The 22,650-nt window shown below is 33.5% G+C and carries 18 protein-coding genes; 9 read left to right on the top strand and 9 right to left on the bottom strand.

What is annotated here, in order from left to right; genetic code table 11:
- Nucleotides 1-129: 129 nt before the first annotated feature.
- The 4 genes from V1468_RS01270 (at nucleotide 130) to V1468_RS01255 (ending at nucleotide 7,321) form a co-directional block, all read left to right on the top strand.
- A complete protein-coding gene (locus V1468_RS01270; protein ID WP_331808450.1) occupies nucleotides 130-2,361 on the top strand; it encodes a S9 family peptidase in 2,232 nt (743 codons plus the stop codon).
- 28 nt (nucleotides 2,362-2,389) lie between these two features.
- Nucleotides 2,390-4,216 carry a peptide MFS transporter gene (locus V1468_RS01265; RefSeq protein WP_331808449.1) on the top strand — a complete coding sequence of 609 codons (1,827 nt, stop codon included), beginning with the start codon at nucleotides 2,390-2,392 and terminating at the stop codon, nucleotides 4,214-4,216.
- A gap of 70 nt (nucleotides 4,217-4,286) precedes the next feature.
- Nucleotides 4,287-6,665, top strand: coding sequence for an oligopeptide:H+ symporter (locus V1468_RS01260; protein WP_331808448.1), 2,379 nt, complete (start codon nucleotides 4,287-4,289; stop codon nucleotides 6,663-6,665).
- 86 nt (nucleotides 6,666-6,751) lie between these two features.
- Nucleotides 6,752-7,321 carry a thioredoxin family protein gene (locus V1468_RS01255; protein ID WP_331808447.1) on the top strand — a complete coding sequence of 190 codons (570 nt, stop codon included), beginning with the start codon at nucleotides 6,752-6,754 and terminating at the stop codon, nucleotides 7,319-7,321.
- 73 nt (nucleotides 7,322-7,394) lie between these two features.
- On the opposite strand, the gene V1468_RS01250 is transcribed toward V1468_RS01255, so the two are convergent.
- From V1468_RS01250 to surE, 7 genes are all read right to left on the bottom strand, one after another.
- Nucleotides 7,395-9,422 (bottom strand): ComEC/Rec2 family competence protein, encoded by a 2,028-nt coding sequence (locus V1468_RS01250; protein WP_331808446.1) that lies wholly within the window; start codon nucleotides 9,420-9,422, stop codon nucleotides 7,395-7,397.
- A 55-nt stretch (nucleotides 9,423-9,477) separates the two neighbouring features.
- Entirely contained in the window at nucleotides 9,478-11,271 is a 1,794-nt protein-coding gene (locus V1468_RS01245) for a cytochrome-c peroxidase (protein WP_331808445.1), read from the bottom strand.
- A 1-nt stretch (nucleotide 11,272) separates the two neighbouring features.
- A complete protein-coding gene (locus V1468_RS01240; protein ID WP_331808444.1) occupies nucleotides 11,273-12,730 on the bottom strand; it encodes an alkaline phosphatase PhoX in 1,458 nt (485 codons plus the stop codon).
- A gap of 142 nt (nucleotides 12,731-12,872) precedes the next feature.
- Nucleotides 12,873-13,385: a C40 family peptidase gene (locus V1468_RS01235; RefSeq protein ID WP_331808443.1), complete on the bottom strand. Its 513-nt coding sequence runs from the start codon at nucleotides 13,383-13,385 to the stop codon at nucleotides 12,873-12,875.
- A 6-nt stretch (nucleotides 13,386-13,391) separates the two neighbouring features.
- On the bottom strand, nucleotides 13,392-14,507 hold the full coding sequence (lpxB, locus tag V1468_RS01230) for a lipid-A-disaccharide synthase (RefSeq protein WP_331808442.1): 1,116 nt from the start codon (nucleotides 14,505-14,507) through the stop codon (nucleotides 13,392-13,394).
- 2 nt (nucleotides 14,508-14,509) lie between these two features.
- Nucleotides 14,510-14,794, bottom strand: a complete 285-nt coding sequence (locus V1468_RS01225) for a hypothetical protein (protein WP_331808441.1) — start codon at nucleotides 14,792-14,794, stop codon at nucleotides 14,510-14,512.
- A gap of 42 nt (nucleotides 14,795-14,836) precedes the next feature.
- Complete coding sequence (gene surE / locus V1468_RS01220) at nucleotides 14,837-15,607, bottom strand: 5'/3'-nucleotidase SurE (RefSeq protein ID WP_331808440.1); 771 nt, start codon at nucleotides 15,605-15,607, stop codon at nucleotides 14,837-14,839.
- 169 nt (nucleotides 15,608-15,776) lie between these two features.
- On the opposite strand from surE, the gene V1468_RS01215 reads away from it, so the two are divergent.
- Entirely contained in the window at nucleotides 15,777-17,954 is a 2,178-nt protein-coding gene (locus tag V1468_RS01215) for a carboxy terminal-processing peptidase (protein ID WP_331808439.1), read from the top strand.
- 7 nt (nucleotides 17,955-17,961) lie between these two features.
- Nucleotides 17,962-19,056: an ABC transporter permease gene (locus V1468_RS01210; protein ID WP_331808438.1), complete on the top strand. Its 1,095-nt coding sequence runs from the start codon at nucleotides 17,962-17,964 to the stop codon at nucleotides 19,054-19,056.
- Nucleotides 19,057-19,249: 193 nt separating this feature from the next.
- Here V1468_RS01210 and yihA read toward each other — a convergent pair whose 3' ends face one another.
- Together yihA and V1468_RS01200 are read right to left on the bottom strand one after the other, a co-directional pair.
- Nucleotides 19,250-19,864 carry a ribosome biogenesis GTP-binding protein YihA/YsxC gene (gene yihA / locus V1468_RS01205; protein ID WP_331808437.1) on the bottom strand — a complete coding sequence of 205 codons (615 nt, stop codon included), beginning with the start codon at nucleotides 19,862-19,864 and terminating at the stop codon, nucleotides 19,250-19,252.
- A gap of 30 nt (nucleotides 19,865-19,894) precedes the next feature.
- On the bottom strand, nucleotides 19,895-20,659 hold the full coding sequence (locus tag V1468_RS01200; protein ID WP_331808436.1) for an alpha/beta fold hydrolase: 765 nt from the start codon (nucleotides 20,657-20,659) through the stop codon (nucleotides 19,895-19,897).
- 284 nt (nucleotides 20,660-20,943) lie between these two features.
- Here V1468_RS01200 and mraZ point away from each other — a divergent pair, with 284 nt between their 5' ends.
- The 3 genes from mraZ to V1468_RS01185 are packed head-to-tail and all read left to right on the top strand — an operon-like array spanning nucleotide 20,944 to nucleotide 22,617.
- Nucleotides 20,944-21,414 carry a division/cell wall cluster transcriptional repressor MraZ gene (gene mraZ / locus V1468_RS01195; protein ID WP_076617928.1) on the top strand — a complete coding sequence of 157 codons (471 nt, stop codon included), beginning with the start codon at nucleotides 20,944-20,946 and terminating at the stop codon, nucleotides 21,412-21,414.
- A complete protein-coding gene (rsmH, locus tag V1468_RS01190; protein WP_331808435.1) occupies nucleotides 21,401-22,297 on the top strand; it encodes a 16S rRNA (cytosine(1402)-N(4))-methyltransferase RsmH in 897 nt (298 codons plus the stop codon). Before mraZ ends, rsmH begins: the two co-directional genes overlap by 14 nt.
- Nucleotides 22,294-22,617: an FtsL-like putative cell division protein gene (locus V1468_RS01185; RefSeq protein WP_331808434.1), complete on the top strand. Its 324-nt coding sequence runs from the start codon at nucleotides 22,294-22,296 to the stop codon at nucleotides 22,615-22,617. Before rsmH ends, V1468_RS01185 begins: the two co-directional genes overlap by 4 nt.
- The last annotated feature ends 33 nt before the right edge of the window (nucleotides 22,618-22,650 follow it).

Here is a 22,650-nt window from a genome sequence, read left to right as displayed (position 1 = left end):
GCAAAGATACTTAGGATTGGCATAAAATGTGTGCATAATCGATTATTATTGCCGATTTACTGTTAATAATGCCTGATTTTTGCATATTTTTTAGTAAACTTGGCATTGCTTTATTGAAAAAAGATTAATATGAAATTGAGATACTTCGTAGCTATTATTGGATTCCTAACTACTACATTGATTTACAGTCAGGATAAACAAATTACCCTCGAAGAAATTTGGAGTGGAGCCTTTAGAACAGAAGGTATGCAAGCCTTACATTCTATGAACAACGGAACACAATATTCCGTTTTAAATTACGATAGGCAAAATGGAGTTTCAACAATAGATATTTACGATTATAAAACTTTGAAAAAAGTTAAGACCTTGGTGTCTTCAGCAAATTTGACTGATATCCGAGGTTTTTTTGATTACAGTTTTAGTGAAGATGAGTCTAAAGTGCTTTTAACCACTAATTCTATCCCAGTGTTTAGACGCTCTACTTTAGGTGAATATTATATCTATGACATCGAAACCGAAAAGTTAACGAAGGTTTCAGATAATTTGGTTCAGGAACCAACATTCTCACCAGATGCGGATAAAATAGCTTACGGTTTTGAGAATAATCTCTATGTAAAGGATTTAAAATCTGGTGATGTAACGCAAATCACATTTGATGGTGAGAAAAACAAAATCATTAATGGTATTACCGATTGGGTTTATGAAGAAGAATTTAGTTTTGTAAGAGCTTTTGATTGGAATGCAGATGGAAATAAAATTGCTTTTATCCGTTTTGATGAATCTGAAGTTCCTGAATTTTCAATGGATGTTTATGGCTCTGATTTATACCAAACTCAGCAAGTTTTTAAATACCCCAAAGCTGGTGAAGCTAATTCTAAGGTGTCTTTACATTTGTATGATTTAGATTCGGGAAAACTCTCCGAAGTAAAGGTGAATAAGTCTTATAATGATTTTTATATTCCAAGACTAAAGTGGACCAAAGATGCTGATGTGCTTAGTGCCCAATATATGAATCGTCATCAAAACGAATTGGATCTCTGGTTTATAAACGCTAAAACTAATACTTCAGATTTGGTGTTGGCTGAAAAGGATGATGCGTATATTGACGTAACCTTCAATTTAACATTCTTGAAAGATCATAGCTTTATCTGGACGAGTGAGAAGGATGGTTTCAATCATATTTACCACTATGATAAATCAGGAAAGTTAATAAATCAAGTAACAGATGGTGATTGGGAGGTTACCGACTACTACGGCTTTAATGAAAAGGCCAACACCATTTACTTTCAGTCCACAGAGAATGGTTCTATAAACAGAGATGTATATTCCATAAAGTTAAATGGAAAAAATAAGACTCGATTAACAAAAACCGAAGGGACTAACAGTGCTTCTTTTAGTGCTGATTTCACCTATTTTATCAATACGCATTCTAGTGCAACCACACCATACGAATATACGTTGCACGATTCAAAGTCTGGAGACTTGGTAAAAAGTATCAAGGATAATGATAAGTTGGCACAAAAAGTAGGTGATTACGTTACCTCACAAAAAGAATTCAGTACTATTAATATCAATGGTAATGACTTAAATATGTGGATGATAAAACCTGCTGATTTTGATGAAAGTAAGCAGTATCCATTATTTATGTATCAATATTCAGGTCCAGGTTCTCAGCAAGTGGCGAACCGATGGAATGGTGCCAATGATTATTGGTATCAAATGCTGGCACAACAAGGCTATATTGTAGTTTGTATAGATGGAAGAGGAACAGGTTTTAAGGGAGCAGAATTCAAAAAAGTTACACAAAAAGAATTAGGGAAATATGAAGTTGAAGACCAAATAGAAGCGGCTAAAAAGTTAGGATCGCTGCCTTATATAGATGCTTCTCGTATCGGAATTTGGGGATGGAGTTATGGTGGTTTTATGAGTAGCAATGCTTTATTTAAAGGTAATGATGTATTTAAAATGGCAATAGCAGTAGCGCCTGTGACGAGTTGGAGATTCTATGACACAATTTATACCGAGCGTTATATGACCACACCAGATGAAAATCCTAGTGGTTACGATGATAACTCACCAATTAACCATGTAGATAAGTTAAAAGGAGACTTTTTATTAATACACGGAACAGGAGATGATAATGTACATGTACAAAATACCATGCGCATGGTTGAAGCTTTAATACAAGCAGATAAGCAATTTGAATGGATGATTTATCCAGATAAAAACCATGGTATTTATGGCGGAAACACAAGACTACACCTTTATAAAAAGATGACCAATTTTATCCACAAAACTTTAGGAGACAAAATGCAAAATGCTAATAAAGGAGAAAAGGAAATGTCAAAAATTAAAGGCTAACTAACTAAAACTAACTAATACAAATTATATGTCAACAGCAATTAAACAACCGCACCAAAAAGAACTATTTGGACATCCAGTAGGTTTATTCATTTTGTTTTTTACCGAAATGTGGGAGCGCTTTTCTTATTATGGAATGCGTGGTATTTTGGTATTATACATGGCAACATCTGCTACAGCAATAGATCCAGGATTAGGGTGGACAAACAAAGATGCTATTTGGTTATATGGATGGTATACAATGTTGGTGTATGTTGCTTCAATACCAGGAGGTTGGATTGCTGATAAATTTTTAGGTCAAAAGAAAACCGTAATGCTTGGTGGACTTTTACTTTGTTTTGGACATGGTATTTTAGCAATACCACAAGATTGGGCGTTTTTTACAGGATTACTTTTAATTATTCTAGGTGTTGGTGGTCTTAAGCCAAATATTTCTACTATGGTAGGTGGTTTGTATAAAGAAGGAGATATTCGTAGAGATAGTGGTTTCACTATATTTTATATCGGTATTAATATTGGTGCATTTTTGGCTAGTATTACAGTAGGTCTTGTGGCATATTACTATGGTTGGCATTATGGATTTGGTTTAGCAGGTATAGGTATGTTACTTGGGCAATTAGTTTTTGTTTGGGGACAGAAGTTCTTAAAGGGTGTTGGTGAGTTTTCTGGAGGACAAGAAGCTTCATTGGCAGAACAGGAAGCCGCAAAAAGACCATTAAATAAAATTGAAAAAGATAGAGTTGTAGTTTTACTCATTTCATTTTTAATTGTAGTTGTGTTTTGGGGAGCTTTTGAGCAAGCAGGAGGCTTAATGAATCTTTACACAGATGCAAAAGTAGATAGAACTACAGGGTGGAGTTGGTTAGCTGAAATACCAGCGGCTGTATTCCAGTCGTTAAATGCAGGTTATATCATTATTTTCGGAACTATAATTGGTGGTTTCTGGATCTGGTGGAAAAAGAAAGGAAAAGAGTCTTCTTCATTATTTAAAATGGCAATTGGTACCATTATAATGGGACTTGGTTATGTTTTTATGATGCTTGCATCAAAGGAAGCAAGTGCTGAGACCTTTGGTAAAGCTGCTATGATTTGGATTTTCCTTGCTTATTTGTTTCATACAATAGGAGAGTTATGTACATCTCCTGTAGCATTATCGTTCATTACTAAGTTAGCGCCTTTAAAGTATGCTTCAATTATGATGGGAGTATATTTTGCAGCAACAGGTTTTGGTAATAAACTTGCGGGAAGTATTGGTGAGTCTGCTCAGTTAGAACCGTTTGAAGGTAAGATGACTGTAAGTAAAGAAGCAGTCATGCCATATATGAGTAAAGACACAATTGAGGTAAAGACAGAAAGTGGAATAAAGAAGATTTTTGATTATCCAATAAATGAAGACAAAAACTTTTCTGTAAAAGCATCTGTTTACTCTGAGAATGATAAAGTGATTTTCAAAGAATATGAAAAGGGGACAGACCTTAATAATATTTTTGAGCTCTCAAAAAAAGAAGATTCTAACACATCAGAACTTTTAGCAACCTTAAAAGAAAATAAAATTACTGCTTCTAACCCATATCATGCTAAGCTTGTTTTTGAAAAGGATAAGGATAAAGCTCAGATTACAGAAAATAAGGGTGATGGAAAAGATTATGGTGTGTCTTTTGTGTTAGAAGAGCAACAAAGTGAAGTAGAGTATACTACTTTTAAATGGTTGGTGATTTTCACTGTAGCATTTGGCTTACTTCTTATTTTGTTCTTAAAGCGATTAAAGAAATTAACACATGGAGCAGAAGACAACGAACACGAAATGCTTGAGGCTGAAAAGTACGAAATAGCAGATCCAGATATTAATAACTAACAATAAATCAATTCCCTCGTAGACTAATATTTACGAGGGTTTTCTCTACTAACTAAATTAGCTTTTTTTTATGAGCACAGATATTCAAAATCTATTCAAGGATAAAGTTCTAGGGCATCCAGCAGGACTTTTTGTTTTATTTTTTACAGAAATGTGGGAGCGTTTTTCATTTTATGGAATGCGTGTTCTTTTAGTGAATTTTTTAACAATGGCTTTAGTTGGCTACAATCCAGGATGGGAGTGGTCTGTTGAAAACGCAGGTGCACTATTTGGTACTTATGCTATGTTGCTTTATATAACTCCAATTGTAGGAGGAATCATTGCGGATAAATTTACAGGTTATCGTTGGGCTGTTATTATTGGTGCTTTTATTATGACCTTAGGACATGCCTCAATGGCTTTTGAAACCGAAGTGTCTCTTTATATAGGATTAGCGTTGTTAGTTATTGGAACAGGATTTTTTAAACCTACAATGACATCGATTATTTCTGAAATGTATAAAGAAAACCCAGAAAAAAAGGATGGTGCTTATACTATCTATTACATGGGTGTTAATGCAGGTGCATTTTTTGGTATGATGTTATGTGGCTATTTAGCAGAAAAGATTGGATGGGCTTGGGGCTTTGGTCTTGCAGGTGTGTTTATGTTATTAGGTACTATTCAGTTTTGGTTAGCTGGAAAATTATTTGGTGATATAGGTGCTAAACCATCTAAAAATGTTGAATTAGAGATTCCTCAAAATATTAATGAAGAATACCCAGAGAAGAGAAGTGATGATGGTGATGACGAAAAACCAAATCCTTTTACAACTATAGATAAAATCCTTATTCTTATTTCATCGGTAATTGGTTTAGGATATGCTTTTAATGATCCGTTGTCAAAAATTGCAGGTTTTGATATGTTCTCTGCACTTAGAATAGGAAGTCTAGAAGGTCAGTATGTAGCAGTGCTTTTTGCTCTAGTTGCGTTTTTGTATTTAGTAATTAGTAGAATAGGACGCTACACTAAAGTCATTAGAGACCGTATGATAGCTTTTATCATTTTTGCATTTTTTACAGTCTTCTTTTGGATGTCTTTTGAGCAAGGAGCGTCATCGCTAATTGTATTTGCCAGAGATAACGTAGATAGAATGCTAAGTGGTAATGCGGCAATAACATTTAACATTATTAATGCTTTATTGACAGTTATTCCTTTAGTAATTATAACCTATGTGCTTTACTTACTATGGAAGAAAACGTACAATAAAATTTCTACATCAAATATAGTGCTTGTGGTATGTTTTTTATTAATGTGGGCAATCGTAGGGTGGATGCTTAATCGCGATTTTAATACGGTAGCTTATGATGTGTCTTACAAGGTCGTTAAAACAAATGCTGAATCTAATAGCTATAAAGTTGATGAAAGCAGGCTAGAGCTGTATAAAGACAAGATTCTTTCAGGTACATTTTCTGCTCTTGTGGATGGTAAAGAAAAATCTGTAACAATAGATAGTATTGCCTATGATGGAAAGTTTGTGAAGCTAAAAGAGTCTGAGTTATACGATAATAAAGAGAAGAAGAAGGAACAGAAGAAGTTTAATGAGGAGTATGTGAATAAAGTTCTATCATTTGATAGTAGTAAAGAGGCCATAGTTTATTATCACAAAAAAGAAAAAGAAGTTTTAAAAATTCCTTTAAAAGAATTGTACTTCAATACAGCTATTACAGAAAATATGGTTCTAAACCCTGCATATGTTATTGAAGAAAAGACAACTTCTGTAGCAGAGCCACAAGAGTTAAATACAGGCGATAAAATCTATATGATTGCTAAAAATAATGAAGGCACAGAGTTTGGATACCTTACAGAAGAACGTTTAGCTTTTGCACGAGAAAATGGTAAGAATTTAAATAGAGATAATGGTGTAGTTGAAGCTACAATAACCAAGGTAAAACAAAATGAGGTAGAGATTACTGTGTCTTGGTTTAGTATTCTTAATTCATTCTTTATTATTGCTTTTGCTTCATTCTTTTCTCGTTGGTGGGAAAGTAAATATAATCCTTCTGCAGCAAGTAAATATGCGTTAGGATTAATTATAATGGGTGTAGGATTTGGATTGCTAGCGTTTGGTTCTGCTGGAATCCAAGAAGGTGTTAAAGTAAGTATGATATGGCTAATCTTAGCTTATCTATTTCATACACTAGGAGAACTTTGCTTATCTCCAGTTGGTTTATCTTATGTAAGTAAGTTAGTGCCTGCCAGAATGATTGGTTTTATGTTTGGTATGTGGTATTTGGCAATAGCAATAGGTAATAAATTAGCAGCGGTTATAGGAGGTCAGATAGAAAATATAACTAAAGAGTATAGCTTATCTACATTCTTTATGATTTTTACTATTGTGCCAGTTGCTGCAGGTGTGTTAGTATATTTGTTAAATCCTGTGCTGAAAAAACTAATGCATGGTGTTAAATAGCAGCATATTTATTAAAATAATTAGAAAATGCTCCTAATCAGGAGCATTTTTTGTAAGTTCGGTATAAGAATTGCAACAAATCAGTTATGGGAAAAACAAAATTACTTATAGCCTTTATAGCTTTTGGAACATTAGTGTCTTTTCAAAAGACTACAGAGTCACCAGAAAAAGAAATCAATTGGATGACTTTAGAAGAAGCAATTAAGCTTCAGGAAAAAGCACCTAAAAAAATCATTATGGATGTTTATACCAATTGGTGTGGTCCATGTAAGATGCTTGATAAAAATACCTTTCACAATGAAGATGTTGTAAATTACGTAAACGAGCATTATTATGCAGTAAAATTCAATGCAGAAGGTAATGATACAGTAACCTATAAAGATAAAACATATACCAATCCTAATTATGATCCGGCAAAAGCTAATAGACGAAATAGCGCCCACGAGTTTGCACGCTCTCTTAAGGTAAGAGCGTATCCAACAATGGTGTTTTTTGATGAAGAAGGAGAGTATATTGCACCAATTTCTGGATATTTAAAACCACGTCAATTAGAATTATACTTAAAACTTTTTAAGACAGATAAGTACAAAGAAATGGATACTCAAGAAAAGTTTAATGAGTATTATAAAAACTTTGAGCCTACTTTTAAGGAATAATAAGAACCGTCAATTCGAGTGATTTTTCTAAACTAGGTTTATAAAAATTGTATCGAGAATAAGTCTTTAAGAATTATTTAATAATGAAAGCTCCCTTTTCATTTGTATAATGGAAAGGGATTTTTTTGTTTCTACATGTAGTTTTCCAATGTTTTACATAAGATTTGTAATTACTAGCATCTGCAATAATTTGTTGAGGTTTAATGCTATCAATAACTCTTTCTAGGTTAACTTTTGGAGAATCGCGAAGTAAGATGAAATCTGGTCGAAAAGATAGGTTTTTATAAATTCCTAAGCTATCTATAATTAATAATCGCTTGTTTTTAAATTGATAAATATCATGTAGTTTAGATTGAGCTACACTGTTAATTAATTCACCAACTTTATAATTCTTAATGATGTTATCATTATTAAGTTTTGAAGCATCTAAATTATGATGAACCTCAAGTCTGTCTTTCCGTTTAAATCCTATAACAGAAAAACGACTTTTATTAAAGACAATTAAAGATTCATTTTGATTATGAAATTTATTAAAAAGATAAGTGCCTTGCAAAGCAATAATACTAACAAGGCAAATAGCTAGCCATTTATATGTTTTTAATTTATAGAGCTGAACAGCACTAATGATTAAGATGTAAGTTATTAATACCTGAATTAAAGCAAAAGGAATATCTCTAAATAAAAAGTCTTCAAACTGAGCTACCCAAGCTATAAATCCATTTAACCATTCTATAATTAAACTATAAATTTCAACAATAGGTTTAGGAAGAAAACCAACTAGAGCCATGGAAATCACTAAAAGGCCAAAACCAAGAATTAATCCTAAAAAAGGAATTACCACAAGATTAGATATAAAGAACAAACCTGGAAACTGATGAAAATAGAATAAACTAATAGGCAGAACACCAGCTTGTGCTGCTAGCGTAACCGTAAATATCTGCCAAGGTTTATCTAAAGTCCAATATTTTGGTTGCCAGATTATATATAAAATAGGTTGAATACTAACAATGCCTAAAACCGCTAAATAGCTCATCTGAAAACCGACTTCAAACAAAAATGTAGGCTTTACAAGCAGAATAAAAAATGCAGAAATGGCTAGTGTGTTGTAAATATTCGTAGGTCGTTTAAGATGCATAGCAAAACTTATAATGCTGAACATCGTAACAGCTCTGGTAACGGAAGGTGATAATCCTGCTACAATAGCAAATAACCAAAGTATCGTAATAATAACTATTGGTCTAAGAACGTATCCGTATTTAAGTAGTAGTAATGGTCTAAAAATAAAATTGAGGATGAGTAATAAAATACCAACATGCAGACCGGAAACCGCTAGAATATGAATAGTACCAGAATTCACATAATTGTTATAAATGCTTTTGTCAATAGTCTGTCTTTGACCTAAAAGTAGCGCATTGATAATGCTTAAAACATCATCTTTAAAACCAGCATCAACCAATTTATTGTTGATAGTAGTCCTAAATAAATCTGCATACCCATAAATAGTAGTAGGTTGGTCTGAAAGTATTAAGAATTGATTCTGTTGAAGATAAATTTGGTTGTACACTTGTCTCAGATCCAGATACTTGCTGTAATCAAATTGATGCGGATTTAGAGGCTTTTGAATATTTTTTAAAGCAGATTTACTATAAATGACAGCATCAACAGGTAGTGAGCTAGATGAAGAGTCTCTTTTAATATTGATAAGTAGTTTTCCAGAAGCTTCACGCTTATTAGTAGAAATCAATGAAACAATATACTTATCGTTATACAGATCTGATTTTAAACGCTCTTTGATTTTGAACGTTAATTCAATAGAGTCATTGAAATCTAAGTTGCTGTAATGTGATTGACGAATCTTGTCATTTTGAAAATTATAGGCATTAATGCCCAAACTTATCATACAGAAATAAGAAATTAAGCCGAATATCGGTTTTTTATTGTATGAATCTCTAAGTATTAAATAGTAAATAAAAAGAATAGCCATTAAACCTAAGGAAAGGTAAATGGCTATGCTAAAATTTGGTTTAAAATAATGTGCAATACAAATGCCTAGAATAAGACAAACTGTAAGTTTTATTATGGTGAAATTTAGTAACTTCATGATTATGAGTTACTAATATAATAATTTGTAGTCTGTTTCTTGTTAAGGTTTCGAGTTATTTGTCTTCTAGGCTATTCATAAATGCAATAATATCTTTTATCTCATTTGGTTGTAAGTGTAATGAATCTGGCGGGAGAGTTTGGTATTCAAATTCTAAACCAAGTCCTATTCCACCTCCGTTATTGTAAAAATCCATTAAGGTCTCTAAATCTGCGTAAGCTCCATTGTGCATATATGGTGCAGTTTTAGAAATGTTTCTAACTGTTGGTGTTTTAAAAAAGTGTTTTCTTTCTTCAGTTTTAAAAATATGATATCTTCCCAAATCCGTGTCAGCGATAGCAGGCAAACTGGTTGATTTAGGTACACCTAATAGTTCAAACTCGGTTTCTGTAAAGTTTGGTGGTACTGTACCATTAAATACTGGAGCAAAATGACAAGTAGCACATTTTGCTTTGCCCATAAATAGATTAAAACCATTAATCTCAGATTGGGTTATGGTTTGCTCAATGTTATTGATATTATTGTCAAATTTTGAATTGAATTTATTCAAACTTCTAACGTAAATAGCAATAGCATTCCTAATATTAGCATCCGTAACTCCATTTGGATATAGCTGGTTGAAGGATTTAAAGTAAGTACTGTCCGTTTTTATTACAGCTTGTAGATTTGATAAATCGCTATGAAACTCGTTAACATTATTTACTACATCTACAATTTGTCCTTCTAAATTACCTGTTCTTCCATCGTAGAAAAAGCTTTGTTGCAATGCAGCATAGGTTAACGTTGGTGTGTTGCGTTTTTGCTTTGGAAAAATCTTTAAACCATCTGTAAAAGCTAATTCTTGTTTGTGGCAAGTTGCACAACTCATCGTATTGTTGGCTGATAACTTTTTATCATTAAAAAGGGTCTTTCCTAGTTGTTGTTTAGTCTGTTTTAAAGAATCAATTTCTACGTAGTCCGCAAAAAAATCAATATTAAAAGTGTCATCTGAAAATAATGATGTCATCGTATTGTTGAAAGCTAATTCAAAAGGAAACTCTAAATTCCAATCTTTCACAGTTTCATTTAGTAGTGCTAGTTGCTTATGTGTATGATTTTTAATGAAATGATACCTGTCAAAACTATTAAAGTCTCCTTGAAGTGCTTTAATTGATACCTTAATTTCAGTATTCCACTTTTTTAATAACGTTTGGTCTGAAAAGTTTTCAGCATATGTGTTTAAAATATTCTTAATGGTTTCATAACCTAGTTGAGCTTCGGTTAAAGAAGCCTCCAATACGGGAGAATCAAAACCAGTAATACCAGTTAGAGCAGTTCTAGCAATTTGATCTCTAATAAGCCAAATGACATGATAATCTTTAAGCTTTATATGTGTGTTTTGTTCTATAAGCTTTAATCTGTTTTTTGTCTTTTCGGTAATATTAGAAACAGAAGCTAGATCTAAAGGTTTTTCATGTAGTATTTCTTCTATAACTTGAAAACCAAACGGTTTTTTGATTTTTATGTCTGTGGCATCTTCCTCTTCAATTTTTAAAATGTTAGGCGCATTTAAGGACATGTAATTGTTTTTGTCTATAAATGAGAGGATCGGCTCTATGCTTTTAAAATGATTTCTGGCCTCTCTGTAGTAGGAAAGAGCAGTTTCAAAACTTGTTGCATTTTCAAGTGCTTCAAGCGCATCTATACATTGGTTCAAATTAGATTTGTAGCTTTCTGCCAAAAAATCTAGAGGTGTAACCTTTTCATTTTGAATTACTGCAGTATAATCTTTGTCATTTTTGCAGCTATAGTTTAAAGCAAAAAGGCATACCATTAAAATGTATGCCTTTTTTAAAATGGTTATATTCATCTTATCTGTCTAATCCTTGTAGTACATATAACATGCTTCCTTCTTTTCTGCTATCTGCTGCAGGATTTGCATTAGGGTCTGTAAAAGCAGAACCATCTGCAGGCTCCCAACCATGATTTTGAGTAATAAGGATAAACGATTCATCAACACCTATAACGTCAGAAATGTCTATCATACCTGTAAGTTCCCAAATACCAGTGGTAGTTCCATACCCTTGAGCAGCAGCAACATCTTGGTCACACTCCAAAACAACCTTTAATGCTCCAGTATTTAAGTTATATTGGTATAAACGTGCATAGTGCATTTTGTCAGCATTATCAAAATATCCATTTGGGTCTTCTTGGATGTAAGCATAGTTTTCAGTTACTAAGATGTTGTCAGGACTATGAAAAGCCTTAGCTATACCATTTGGTAAATCACCATCTAAAACACAGGTAATTGTACCAGCAGCAGTTGGGTCGTTTTCATTTAAAACTACTTTGTAAACGCGACCGTAAGTAGTTCCTTTACCAACTAAATCTGGCTTTTGTCTTCCTGTTACACAGAAGTAAATTTCTCTGTTGTTTGAAGCAGAACCTCTTCTCCAATCGATATCTTCTAATCTAGAGAAGCCCATTACGCCTTTATTTTTAGCTTCAGCATCTAGTAAATCAATATTTGTTTCTTCTAGAGCTACAAAATCAATAGGATAAGATTGACCTTCTTGCATATCCATTTCAAAGTTAATACCAGCTTGTGTAACTCTTAATCCGTATAGTTGACCACCGTTTAAATCGGCAAAATCACCAACATACATACCCAACTGACCAGATGGTACTACATTGTCAGAATGGTCATCGCCTATAAATGCAACGGTTTTGTTTGGATAAGCATCTTTGCCAATAACAACAGCGTTTTCAGTAGACCACTGTCCCCAAGCTGGTAACATTAATGCAGAAGATGCTGAGTTTGGAGATTTGTATGGGTCAGTGGCAAAAACACCTTTTGATGCTCCTCCCCATTCACCACCAGAAAGATATAGTGGACCAAATCCGTGCTCTTCCATAGTGATTAATGATCCAGAACACTGTGCAGTTGCAGCAGTTGCAGCAGCGTTTAAGATATATTCTCCAGCAACGGGTTTAAAAGTTTCATCTAACGTAATTCTAGCAATTGAGTAATCTGCTTCAATATTATTTATAAGCGTGTAAGTGTTGTCTGAGTTTTTTAATAAACCAGCACCATCTGCCATAGAACCATAAACAAAGTTTGGCGTATCTGCTAATTGGTCTTCAGAAGATAGAAAATTGTAAATGTTTACGTTAGAGAATTCAGGTTCTAACTTAAGTAAAACAGGTGTTTGTGAGTGAGATCTCAGCTCAACCAAATTTTCTTGTTGACTATTGTTGTCATCATCGCTCTTGCACGATACAATGCAACAAAAAATAAATAATAATGTAATGTGTTTTAAAGTTTTCATTGGTAGTTATGTTAATTAATTGAAGCAAAACTACTCGGACAGTATTAACACATTTTGAATGCATTATTAAGAAAAAGTATTTCTATCGTAAACTTTGTTATTTAATTATTAATAAATAGAATGATAATAAATAAGATTTAGATTAAAGTATGCGCCTCGCCTGAACGAAAGCAAAATACCAGTATTTTTCTGCTAAAGAAGAAATCATAACTCCTCTGCTTGTTGAGGCATGAATGAATTCTACATTACCAGTGCGTACATTGGTTACAATCCCAACATGGTTAACTTTTCTGCTATTCTTTCTTGTTGCAAAGAAGACCAAGTCACCAACATTAACTTCTTTAAGATCTATCCAATCTCCATAAGAGGATAAGCTGCCAGTTGTTCTTGGTACAGAAATGTTATTGTCTTTAAATGTAGTGTAGACCAATCCAGAGCAATCCATGCCACGCTTTGTAGTACCACCATATTTGTAACGTGTACCATTAAATTTTTTAGCATATCTGGCGATAGCTTCTCCTTCTTGTGTAGGTTTAATATTTGGGTTTACTTTTACTGAATGTGTTTGTCGCTTCTTTGATGTAGAATATGATTTTTTGGCTTTACAACTTGTTAATGTGGCAATAACACAAATAAGTAATATAATTTTTTTCATAAGGTTTTATATACTGCTTACTGATTCAACAATAAGTTTAGCGGCCTTTTCACTTGCTCCTTTACCGCCTAGTTTCTTCTCAAGTTCAAAATAGTCTAAAAATAATTGGTCTCTTTTATCTGAATTTAGAATTGCATTTAACTCTTTTATCAAACGCTTTTTGTTAAGGTCACCTTGTATTAATTCGGTAACCACTTCGCGGTCCATAATAAGATTAACAAGTGAAATGAATTTTAAAGTTATAATGCGTTTTGCAATATGATACGATATGGCATTCGCTTTATAACATACAATTTGTGGAACTTTATATAATGCTGTTTCTAATGTTGCAGTGCCAGAAGTCACCAAAGCAGCATAAGAAATACTTAGCAGATCATAGGTTTTGTTAGAAATAAAACTAACATTGTTCTTTTTAATAAAGGTTTTGTAAAACTCAAAATCCTGACTCGGAGCTCCAGCAATTACAAATTGATAATCTTTAAAATCATCAACTAGGCTGAGCATAACACCTAGCATTTTGGTAATTTCTTGTTTTCTACTGCCTGGCAATAATGCTATAATGGGCTGATTACTCAGTTGATGTGTTTTTCTAAATTCAGTTTCATCAACTTGTGGTCGGCCTGCAATGGCATCAATTAGTGGATGACCAACAAAGTGAACATCGTAATCATACTTCTTATAAAACGCTTCTTCAAAAGGAAGGATGCAGTACATAGCATCTACATCACGTTTTATTTTTTCAACACGACTCGCTCTCGAAGCCCAAACCTGAGGAGAAATATAATAGTGCGTTTTAAAGTTTTGTTCTTTTGCCCATTTGGCAATTCTTAAGTTAAAACCAGAATTGTCTATAAATATGATAACATCTGGTTGAAACTGTGCAATATCTTTTTTACAGAATTTAATATGACCAGAAATTTTTCTAAGATTCATAATCACTTCTGCAAAACCCATAAACTGACGCTCCTTGTAGTGCATTACCAATTCACCACCTACAGCTTGCATTAAATCTCCACCCCAAAAACGAATATTAGCTTTATCATCTTCTTTTAATAAAGCTTTCATAAGGTTAGATCCGTGTAAATCGCCAGAGGCTTCGCCTGCAATTATGTAATACTTCATTATTAATTAAAAAATTTAATAATCATAGTTATTATAAAAACTAACATAGTGGCTATGAGAACACCTTGAGCTCTATTGTCTTTTTTCTTCCTTAGAAAGAAAAAGAAAATTGCCAGATTAGGTAAAGCGCCAAGACTTATCATCTTGGTTAAGATGCCTCGTTGTGCACTTTGCTTCAATACCACAAGCCAGTTATCGTCATTGCCAAAAATTTGTATCGCGACTAAAAGTCCCAAGAATGTAGCAATAATACCAACTAAAAACCCAATAACTATATCTTTATTCATGCTTGTATTTTTAGTTGATGTTAATGTCATTCGGTATAGGAATTAATTTAATTTCCAAGTATTTAAGGATTGAATAGTGTGGTGCGCAGTTAAATCAAACTGAACAGGAACAATTGAAACATAACCATGTTCTAAAGCCCATTCGTCAGTATCTTCACCATTGTCCATATTTACAAATTTCCCAGCTAACCAATAGTATTCTCTGCCCATAGGATTAACACGTTTGTCAAATTCTTCAACCCAATTGGCACGTGCTTGCCTGCAAACTTTTATACCCTTAATATCTTTTTTGTCAAGGTTGGGTAAGTTTACATTCAGTACCACACCATCTGGTAAACCGTGTTCTAGAACTTGTTTGGTAATAGTTTCAACAAAAGACTTGCAATGCTCAAAATTAGCATTCCAATTATAGTCTAAAAGTGAAAAACCAATTGCCGGAATCCCTTCAATACCAGCTTCTAAAGCAGCACTCATCGTGCCAGAATAAATGACATTGATAGAGGAGTTAGAACCATGGTTAATACCAGAAACACAAATGTCTGGTTTACGATCCAGAATTTCTCTAACAGCTAATTTTACACAATCAGCAGGTGTGCCAGAACAGCTGTATTCAGGTTGCTTACCATCAATATTCACTTTTTCAATGTAAAGCGTCGAGTTTACAGTAATAGCATGTCCCATAGCACTTTGCGGACTATCTGGCGCAACAACAACGACGTCGCCTATAGTGTTCATTACACTTATAAGCGTTCTTATGCCAGGAGCAGTAATGCCATCATCGTTGGTAACTAAAATTAGAGCTCGTTTTGCCATGGTGCTATTGAGGTTTTGAATAGCGTAAAAATACTAAAAACCATAAGAAGTAGAAGTATTTGTACCTTTAACAAAAAATTAGTGCCGTGATTTTTTATGGCATGATTTTTTCTTCTATTTTAGTGAAAATAATCATTACCTACTTGTTGTAATTAGAAAAATTAGAAAGATGAAAGGGAATTATAAGTTTTTATTGTTAGCATTCTTAATTGCTTTTGCTTCGTGTAGCTTCACAAGTAAGAAGTTCGACGATAATCCAGATAAAGATAAACTGCTTATTCAGTTAATCACATATGTTTTAGATAATGGACATTTTAATCCACAAGATTTGAATGATAGTTTCTCTGAAAACGTTTTTGAAGATTATCTTAATCAGTTAGATCCATTTAAGCGTTATTTTTATGAATCTGATATAAAGGAATTTGAAGCCTATAAAACGCAATTAGATGATCAGCTTAAAGATTATGACGTGGCGTTTTTTAATTTAACTCACGAGCGTTTGTTAAAACGAATTGAAGAATCTAAAGCCATTTATGCTGAGATTTTAGAAAAACCGTTCGATTTTACCAAAGATGAAAGCTATACTGCGGACTACGAAGAATTAAAGTACGTAAAAAATAAGCGCGAAATGAAGGAACGTTGGAGACAACAACTTAAGTTTTCAACAATAGCTAATTATGATGATGCAATTTCGCAACGAGATACAAACATGGAAGCAAATACACTTCCAGAAAGTGTTTTTTCTGCTCAAAATGAAAAGTCTTCTAAAGACAATAAAAAATCTTTAACAGAGCTTGAAGAGGAAGCAAGAGAAGCAACTAAGCGTTCTCTAGATGAGCTTTACGACTTTATTGATGACAGGCAGCGCAAAGATTGGTTTGCAGTATACATCAATGCTATAGTTGAAGAGTTTGATCCGCATACATTCTACTTTGCGCCAGAAGATAAAGACCGATTTGATGTAGCTATGTCTGGAAACTTTGAAGGTATTGGAGCTAGGCTGCAAAAGAAAATGGATGCCATAATGGTAAACGAAATTATAAGTGGTGGTCCTGCTTGGAGAGCAAATGAGCTAGAGGTTGGTGATCAGATTTTAAAAGTGCGTCAATCAGATGAAGAAAAACCTGTTAATGTTGTCGGGATGCGTTTAGATGATGCTATTAAGTTGATAAAAGGCCCAAAAGGAACTACTGTGGTTTTAACCTTAAAGAAAGTTGATGGTACAATTGAGGATATTTCAATTACCAGAGATATTGTAGAATTGGAAGAAACATATGCGAAATCTTCAACTGTAATAAAAGGTGATAAGAAATTTGGTGTGATTAACCTTCCAAAGTTTTATGTGGATTTTGAAAACTACAATAAACGCAATGCAGCTTCAGATATAAAACAAGAAATCATAAGGTTAAAACAAGAAGGTGTTGAAGGTTTAGTCCTAGATTTAAGAAACAATGGAGGTGGATCATTACAAACAGTAGTAGATATCGCTGGTTTGTTTATAGAAGAAGGTCCTGTTGTGCAAGTAAAAGAAGCTGGGCAACCAAAAGAAGTATTAAAAGATAGAGATAAATCTATAGTTTGGGATGGTCCTTTAGTAATCTTAGTGAATGAGCTATCAGCATCTGCTTCAGAAATTTTAGCTGCTGCAATGCAAGATTATAAGCGAGCCATAGTTATTGGTAGTAAGCAAACTTATGGAAAAGGAACAGTTCAGAACGTATTAGATTTAAATCGATTAGTAAGAAATAATTCTAATGGAGATTTGGGTGCCTTAAAGTTTACAACCCAGAAGTTCTACAGAGTTAATGGCGGTTCTACTCAGTTAGAAGGTGTTAAAAGTGATGTAGTAGTACCAGACAGATATAGCTATATTGATATAGGTGAAAAAGATCAGGAAAACCCATTACCTTGGGATAAGATTGATGCGGTAGATTATGAAGTTTGGGGTAATTATTTTGATTACGATACAACTATCGAAAAAAGCAAAGCTAGAATGGCTGCTAATGAGCAGTTGAAACTAATTGATGATAATGCCAAATGGGTGAAGAAAATAAGAGATCGTGAAAGCTATTCTTTAAATTATGAGAACTACAAAAAGGAAATGGAGCTTAACGAGGAAGAAGCAAAACGCTTTGAAAAACTATCTGAATACAAAACTAATTTAACCTTTAGTTCCTTACCTTATGAAGTTGAATTGATGGATGAGGATTCTATACTTAAAGAAAAACGTGATCGTTGGCATAAAAGTTTGGCTAAAGATGTTTATATAGAGGAAGCTTTAAATGTTTTACACGATTTAAAAATGACCTATGCTATAAAAAATAAAGTAGCTGAGGTAAAGAATTAAAATATTGATGGGAAACCAAAGCAATTCTCTCACAAGATTAGCGCTTCAAAAGTTTAAAAAGAACTTTTGGGGCGTTTTCAGTTTAGGGATAATTATTTGCATAGGGCTTGTTTCGGTTTTTGCATATCTATTTGCGCCAGATGCTTCCAAGAATGCCAATCAAATGCATTTATCTATTCATTCAAAACCACCTGGATTTGAAGTACGGATGTTGACACTACCCTCGAGTATTGAATCTGAACAAGGTTTTTTATCTAAGTTGTTCTTCGGTTCTGATAATACAGATACAGAAATTCCTATTCAATCTTATACTGTAAAAGATGATAAACTAAGCTATGTTGAATATGCTTCAGATGGTCTTCAAGGTATAGAAAAGCAGATAAATTTAGATCGTTTTCCTAACTCAGATTACAAGCCTTTTATAGAAAATCGGAGTTTTGGTTTTGGTACAGATAAATATGGAAGAGACTATTTAAGCCGTATTTTAATTGGCTCTCGTATTTCGTTTTTTATTGGTTTTATTGCTGTATTTATTTCTTTGATAGTTGGTTTGCTGATGGGAAGTTTGGCAGGATATTATGGAGGTAAGGTAGATGCTGTGATTATGTGGATTATAAATGTCACATGGTCTATTCCAACACTACTCTTGGTCATAGCAATAACCTTGGCATTAGGAAAAGGCTTTTGGCAAGTTTTTATTGCAGTTGGCTTAACAATGTGGGTTGAGGTAGCAAGAGTTGTAAGAGGGCAAATTATAAGCGCTAAAGAGATGCAGTACGTTACAGCAGCAAGAGCCTTAGGGTATACAGATTACAGAATAATAACAAAACACATTTTGCCTAATATATTTGGACCCTTAATAGTAATTTCCGCAGCAAATTTCGCAGCAGCAATACTTATTGAAAGTGGACTGAGCTTTTTAGGAATTGGAGCACAGCCACCAATGGCTAGTTGGGGTGCTATGATTAAAGATCATTATAATTACATAATTTTAGGTAAACCGTATTTAGCATTAATACCAGGAGTTTGTATTATGCTTTTGGTAATGGCATTTATGTTAGTAGGTAATGCTCTAAGAGATGCTCTAGATGTAAAAACTTAAATCAATTTTATTATGACAAATAAAGGGAAATTAATTTTTTTAGTTGTTTTTGTACTTTCTAGTCTTTTAATTCAGTATGACTTTTCTTTTACTGAGATTAAATTGAAAAATGTTGTTAGTACAATAATAGCTGGAATAATAGCAGTTTTGTTAATCAGTTTTCTACAGAAAAGAAAAATATAAAAGTTTAATCTTATTCTTTTTTTAAAGCTTCAATCTCTTCGTTGGTAGCATCAATAAAGTTTAAAACATCATCCTGACCTATCTTTTTAGAAGATGATGTAATAAAATAAGGAGGTAACTCTTCCCAGGTTTTTAAAAGTTCTTTGCAATAGTCTTCAACATGATTATCTATAGCGTTTGGTTTTAGCTTATCGGCTTTGGTGAAAATAATTCCAAACGGAATGCCATTTTCACCCAAGTATTGCATAAATTCTAAATCTATAGTTTGAGGCTTGTGCCTGATATCAACAAGAACAAAAGCAGAAACCAATTGTTGTCTTTGCTCAAAATAATTGGTTATAAATTTCTGAAATTTCTTTTTTGAAGTTTTTGAAACTCTGGCATAACCATAGCCAGGTAAATCAACCAAATACCACTCATCGTTAATGATAAAATGATTTATTAATTGCGTTTTTCCTGGTCGTCCAGAGGTTTTTGCTAAACTTTTTCTGTCAGTAAGCATGTTGATTAAAGATGACTTACCAACATTACTTCGTCCGATAAAGGCATATTCAGGAATACGATTCTTAGGGCATTTTGCCACTTCAGAATTACTCATTACAAACTCAGCTGATTTTATTTTCATGACAATTTTTGTGAGAGTAGAAACCTCTTTTTATAGAGCTCTTGATTCTAACCAATCATTCAATATTTTATTGAATTCTTCAGGATGTTCCATCATTGCTGCGTGCCCACATTTATCAATCCAAAATAAATCAGAATCTGGTAAAAGCTCGTGGAATTCTTCTGCGACTTCAGGTGGAGTTACGTTGTCGTTCTTACCCCAAATAATACAAGTTGGTGTATTCATTTTAGGTAAGTCTTTTGCCATGTTGTGCCTTATGGCGCTTTTAGCAATTGCTAAGGTTTTTACAAGTTTATTTCTGTCGTTTACAGTTTCGTAAACCTCATCTACAATTTCCTTTGTAGCAACAGCAGGATCGTAAAAAACATCTTGAGCTTTTTTCTTTATAACCTCATAGTCGCTGCGCTTTGTATAGCCACTTCCCATTGCGCTTTCATACAAGCCAGAGCTTCCAGTAATTACTAGGGCTTTAACTTTTTTGGGATATAATTTTGTGTGATATAGTCCTATGTGTCCACCTAAAGAATTTCCTAAAAGAATAACATTTTCTAGGCCTTTAAACTCTATAAAATCCTTCAGATAGTTTGCGAAGCTTTTAACGTTGGTTTTTAAAAGCGACATTGTGTAGATTGGGAGTTCTGGAATGATAATTTTGTACCCATTCTTACTGAAAAAACCAGTTACAGCATCAAAATTACTTAAACCTCCCATTAAACCGTGAAGCACTATAATTGGTGTGCCTTCTCCTACTTCAATATATCTATAATCCTTTTCTTTTTTTAAAAGGTGTGCCATCTATAATATCAGTGCTTAGTGTTAAAAACAAATATAACTAAATCCTTTTTAAAACAAATACAATTATTGCTATTGAATGCTTTTGAAGTGATTTTTTGTAACTGAATGTTGTTAATAATTACCACTTCAAAATTGAAGCGCTAGAGGTTTATTTCACTGTGCTTTTTGGTTTTTCTTAATTCAACAACTCAAAACTTATCAACAAAAGTGGGAGTATGTGGTAAAATGTGGTAAAATTTTCAATATATTTGATTCTTAAACGTTAAAGTGGAAAATCAAGGGTATTGAATTCATTTATTGGAACATACGAGTGTAAAGCAGATGCAAAAGGGAGGTTAATGGTTCCTGCTGCTCTAAAAAAGCAAATGTCTGCTGCTTTGCAAGATGGTTTTGTGCTTAAGCGTGCTGTGTTTCAGCCTTGCTTGGAGTTGTATCCAATGTCTGAGTGGAATGCATTGATGGCGAAAATCAATAAGCTTAACCGCTTTAAGAAAAAGAATAACGACTTCATAAGACGTTTTACTGCAGGTGTTAAGGTTGTGGAGGTTGATAGTGCAGGTCGCTTATTAATTCCAAAAGACTTAGTTGGTTTCTCCGGAATTACAAAAGAAGTAGTACTGGCTTCTGCGGTAAACATCATTGAAATATGGGATAAGGATAAATATGAGCAAGCAATTGATGATGCTGCCTCTGATTTTGCGGATTTGGCAGAAGAAGTAATGGGACAAGATGATGATGACAATGGAATATCATAATGCAGTTTTACTCAAAGAAACCGTTGATGGCTTAGATATAAAGCCAAATGGCGTTTATGTAGATGTCACATTTGGTGGTGGTGGACATAGTCGAGAAATCTTATCTAGGCTTGGTGATGAAGGAAAGTTGTATGCATTTGATCAGGATAAAGATGCTTTAGCTAATAAAATTGATGATGAGCGTTTTGTGCTTATCAATGAAAACTTTAGGTATATCAAACGCTTTTTGAGGTTTTATGGTGTAAAGGAGGTTGATGGTGTGTTGGCGGATTTTGGTGTGTCTTCGCATCAATTTGATGTTGCCGAACGAGGGTTTTCAACTCGATTTGAAGCAAAGCTGGATATGCGAATGAATCAGGATAATAAGTTGTCTGCCTATGAAGTCGTCAACGAATATGAGGAAGAGCAATTAAGAGGTGTTTTGTTGCAATATGGTGAGCTAAGACAAGCGCCTGCAATGGCAAGAGTGATAGTTTCGGAACGTAAGGATGCGCCTATTGAAACGAGTGAGCAGTTAAAGTTAGTATTGAAGAGGTTTTTGAATCATAGAAAAGAGAATAAGGTTTTAGCTCAAATATATCAAGCGATAAGAATAGAGGTGAATCAAGAGATTGAAGTTTTAAAGGAGTTGCTTTTGCAAATGCCAGAGATTTTAAAAAAAGGTGGAAGGCTAAGTTTTATTTCTTATCACTCATTAGAAGATCGATTGGTAAAGCGCTTTATAAGAAATGGAATGTTTGAAGGAGAGCCAGAGCGTGATGTGTTTGGCAATTTTGAAGTGCCATTAAAGAAAGTAGGTGGTTTAATTGTGCCGACGGAATCGGAAATAAAAATGAACAATAGAGCACGAAGTGCAAAACTTCGAATTGCTGAAAAAATATGAAGAAAAGTATCTACAGCATATTAAGAGGTAAGTTTCTAATCAGTGATGATTCGTTTAAAAATTGGCGCATCATCATTTTTATTTCGTTCCTAGCCATTATAATGATTGCCAGTTCTCATAGTGCCGATAAAAAAGTGCATGAGATTGCAAAGTTAAATAATGAAGTAAAAGAGTTAAGATCTGCATTTGTTGATGGTCGTTCAAAGTTAATGCGATTAAAAATGGAGTCGACCATAATAAGAAAAGTAGCGGATAAAGGAATCCAAATTTCTGAGATTTCACCAACAAAAATTAAGGTAAAATCATCAGTTGAAAATTAAGCTTTGGCAACAACAGAAACTAACATATTAAAC

The sequence above is a fragment of the Winogradskyella poriferorum genome (genome assembly GCF_036553625.1).
GTDB lineage: Bacteria > Bacteroidota > Bacteroidia > Flavobacteriales > Flavobacteriaceae > Winogradskyella > Winogradskyella poriferorum.
This window is presented reverse-complemented; position numbering and strand designations above follow the sequence as displayed.

Excerpts from the sequence above, each read along its gene's own strand:
- V1468_RS01270 (WP_331808450.1), top strand. The coding sequence starts at position 130 with ATGAAATTGAGATACTTCGTAGCTATTATTGGATTCCTAACTACTACA.
- V1468_RS01265 (WP_331808449.1), top strand. The coding sequence starts at position 2,390 with ATGTCAACAGCAATTAAACAACCGCACCAAAAAGAACTATTTGGACAT.
- V1468_RS01260 (WP_331808448.1), top strand. The coding sequence starts at position 4,287 with ATGAGCACAGATATTCAAAATCTATTCAAGGATAAAGTTCTAGGGCAT.
- V1468_RS01255 (WP_331808447.1), top strand. The coding sequence starts at position 6,752 with ATGGGAAAAACAAAATTACTTATAGCCTTTATAGCTTTTGGAACATTA.
- V1468_RS01250 (WP_331808446.1), bottom strand. The coding sequence starts at position 9,422 with ATGAAGTTACTAAATTTCACCATAATAAAACTTACAGTTTGTCTTATT.
- V1468_RS01245 (WP_331808445.1), bottom strand. The coding sequence starts at position 11,271 with ATGAATATAACCATTTTAAAAAAGGCATACATTTTAATGGTATGCCTT.
- V1468_RS01240 (WP_331808444.1), bottom strand. The coding sequence starts at position 12,730 with ATGAAAACTTTAAAACACATTACATTATTATTTATTTTTTGTTGCATT.
- V1468_RS01235 (WP_331808443.1), bottom strand. The coding sequence starts at position 13,385 with ATGAAAAAAATTATATTACTTATTTGTGTTATTGCCACATTAACAAGT.
- lpxB (WP_331808442.1), bottom strand. The coding sequence starts at position 14,507 with ATGAAGTATTACATAATTGCAGGCGAAGCCTCTGGCGATTTACACGGA.
- V1468_RS01225 (WP_331808441.1), bottom strand. The coding sequence starts at position 14,794 with ATGAATAAAGATATAGTTATTGGGTTTTTAGTTGGTATTATTGCTACA.
- surE (WP_331808440.1), bottom strand. The coding sequence starts at position 15,607 with ATGGCAAAACGAGCTCTAATTTTAGTTACCAACGATGATGGCATTACT.
- V1468_RS01215 (WP_331808439.1), top strand. The coding sequence starts at position 15,777 with ATGAAAGGGAATTATAAGTTTTTATTGTTAGCATTCTTAATTGCTTTT.
- V1468_RS01210 (WP_331808438.1), top strand. The coding sequence starts at position 17,962 with ATGGGAAACCAAAGCAATTCTCTCACAAGATTAGCGCTTCAAAAGTTT.
- yihA (WP_331808437.1), bottom strand. The coding sequence starts at position 19,864 with ATGAAAATAAAATCAGCTGAGTTTGTAATGAGTAATTCTGAAGTGGCA.
- V1468_RS01200 (WP_331808436.1), bottom strand. The coding sequence starts at position 20,659 with ATGGCACACCTTTTAAAAAAAGAAAAGGATTATAGATATATTGAAGTA.
- rsmH (WP_331808435.1), top strand. The coding sequence starts at position 21,401 with ATGGAATATCATAATGCAGTTTTACTCAAAGAAACCGTTGATGGCTTA.
- V1468_RS01185 (WP_331808434.1), top strand. The coding sequence starts at position 22,294 with ATGAAGAAAAGTATCTACAGCATATTAAGAGGTAAGTTTCTAATCAGT.